This window comes from Sphingobium sp. (assembly GCF_049304695.1).
GTDB lineage: Bacteria > Pseudomonadota > Alphaproteobacteria > Sphingomonadales > Sphingomonadaceae > Sphingobium.
In genome coordinates, this window is record NZ_JBAQOK010000058.1 from 1 (window position 1) to 2737 (window position 2737).

The 2737-nt window shown below is 58.4% G+C and carries 1 protein-coding gene and 2 pseudogenes; all 3 read right to left on the bottom strand.

The window, feature by feature from the left end; translation table 11 throughout:
* Window positions 1-136: 136 nt before the first annotated feature.
* Window positions 137-1027, bottom strand: a pseudogene (locus WA070_RS09030) (IS3 family transposase); the annotation flags it as partial.
* A complete protein-coding gene (locus WA070_RS09035) occupies window positions 1028-2386 on the bottom strand; it encodes an IS110 family transposase (protein WP_422633757.1) in 1359 nt (452 codons plus the stop codon). It abuts the pseudogene before it with no gap.
* Window positions 2387-2613: 227 nt separating this feature from the next.
* A pseudogene (locus WA070_RS09040) lies at window positions 2614-2737 on the bottom strand (IS3 family transposase); the annotation flags it as partial.

Here is a 2737-nt window from a genome sequence, read left to right on the forward strand (position 1 = left end):
GGGCCCGGTGCCAATCGTGAGCCCGTTTTTCCATCATATCGGGGGGCAACCACCCCTGTCAGCTATATCAAAAAGCTGATGCCCGGGACGAATCGCGCCGCGATTATCCCATGTTTTGTGCCGGTCATCTATCTCATTATGCCACCTTAGCTTCGAACGCGAGTGGGCTGATACCGCCTAGATATGAATGACGGCGGCGGGTGTTGTAGAAGCCATTGATGTACTGGAAGATGCCAGCTTCCGCCTGACGCCGCGTTGGCCAGCTCTGCCGCCAGATGAGTTCCGCCTTCAGGGATTTGAAGAAGGTCTCGACGGAGGCGTTGTCATAACAATTTCCCTTGCCGCTCATCGATGGACGCAGGCCATAGGCCTGCAGCTTTTTCTGATAGTCGTAAGAACAATATTGGCTGCCGCGATCCGAATGGAAAAGGCAGCCTTCTGGAGGCTGGCGCAGGCGCACCGCCATATCCAGCGCCCTGATCGCCAGATCCTTCTTCATCCTGTCGCTGACAGCCCAACCCACGACACGTCGGCTATGCAGGTCGAGGATGACGGCAAGGTAAAGCCAGCCTTCTGAGGTCCAGATATATGTGATGTCGCCCGCCCATTTACGGTTGGGCGCATCGGCGGCGAAGTCGCCGTCCAGCCAGTTCGCTGCGACCCCCAGGCGATGATGGCTATCCGTTGTCACCTTGTGCCTGCGGGTGCGGACAGGCTTGATCCCGTTGATCTTCATCAGCCGACCGACCCGGCGCTCGCCAACGGCGAGGCCGACCTCCTTGAGTTCCATTGTCATCCTCGGACGACCATAGTTGCCAAGGCTGAGGCGATACTGTTCCCGGAGATGGGCCAGCACTTTCATATCCGTGCGCGCACGTTGGCTGATCGGTCGCGAGCGCCAGGAACGATAGCCGCGCTCACTGACAAGCATGACACGGCAGAGCAGTTCGACGGGCCAACGGTGCCGCCAGCTATGCACAAATGCGAACTTCACGGCCTTTGGCTCGCGAAGAACTGCGTGGCCTTCCTAAGAAACAGCCATATCAGGCTCCGTAGGCATTTCGTGCAGGATGAAGCCGAAGGCCTTGGCTCGGCGCTGCAGATTTCCGATCACCCGGCTGCGGTAGCGTTCCTCATATTGTGAGGCGCCGGGATCATGATACGCCATGCCATGGCGCAGGCTGTTGTAGAACAGCACCGCGATTTTGCGTGCGGTTGCGGTGACCGCTTTTGCTTTTCCAGCGCGCGCCGACAGCCTCCGATAAAAGGCACCTAGGGCGGTGTCGCTGCGGCCAATGGTCGTTGCGGCCAGGCGCAGGAGTGCAGCTGCGCGGCTTGAGGAGCGTCGGGTTTTGGAAGACAGCAATTTGCCGCCCGATATCTTGTTGCCTGGCGCCAAGCACAACCAGGACGTAAAGTGCTTGGAACTGGGCCATGCGGCAAGATCGGTCCCGCACTCGCCAACCAGCTTGAGCGCGAGCGATGGGCCGATTCCGTGGATCTGCGTCAGGTCTACTCCCAGCACGCGATAGAGCGCTGACCGGACCTCAAAGTCGGGCGTGTTCACCTGCTGCCTTTTGGTTCGGACTTTTGGCAGCTGGCGAACATCATACCCCTCGTCGATTTCGAGCGCCTTGAGCGCGACCTCAAGCTTTCGATCACATTCGAGAATTTTGGTTTGGTAGAAGTCGAACAGGGCCAGGGATTGGCCAAGCGCGAAGATATGCTCGTCCCGCCAGTTTCCCGATAATGCCGCACAAATGGTCTCAATAGTCGCATGACAGCGGACGTCGCGCATTTGCGCCAGCGTATTGGGCGTACGTTCGCCGCTCACAATGGCCCTGATGATCCGCATGCCCGTCACGCCGGTGATGTCGGAGACGACGTGATGGAGTTGCACATTCATTTCCATCAGCGCCTTCTGCATGTGCTGAATATGTGAGGCGGCATATTCGATCAGTCGCTCGCGCTGCCGCAGATAGGCACGCATGGTCGCCACGCCCGCCTCGGGACGGAAACTCCCCCGCAGCAGCCCGTAGCTGTGCAGGCGTTGCAACCATGCAGCGTCGCTGACGTCGGTTTTGCGACCCGGTACATTCTTGGCATATCGCGCATTGACCAGGATCACCTCAAAGCCATGTCCTTCAAGCACTTCATAGGCCGGTATCCAATAAACACCGGTCGATTCCATCGCGACAGTCGTGACGCCATATGTCTTGAACCAGCGGGCCATATCATGGAGATCGCCGGTGAATGTGCCAAACGCTCGTACCGGATTATCATCGGCGTTCGGATTTATGGCCGCCATATGCATGGTCGATCCGATGTCGATGGCAGCGGCGCGTGGATTGACCATAGACAACGCGCCGGATTTTGATCGTTCCATTCCAAGTCCTCCTTTAAAACAGGAGGGTATGGGCGATGCTAAACGTCATCTTCCTAACCGGGATCACCGCAGAACGGCGTCACCACTCTCAAGTACGCAAACACCCACGGGCCACGTTTTTTAACGGGGTATCAAGCCTCCAATAAGCCATCGGCCGCGACCCTCCCGACCGCACCATAGCACGACCCGTTTCTACCGCGCACAGGCGGGCTCAGCCGGCGGCGGTTTTTTAGTACTTCCCTCTCCTCCCGCAGCACACGGTTCTCAAGGCGAAGGCGTTCATTCTCACGTGCCAGATCTGCCTGCGGCGCTGAAACCAGATCACTGGGTCGATACCGCGATACCCACTTG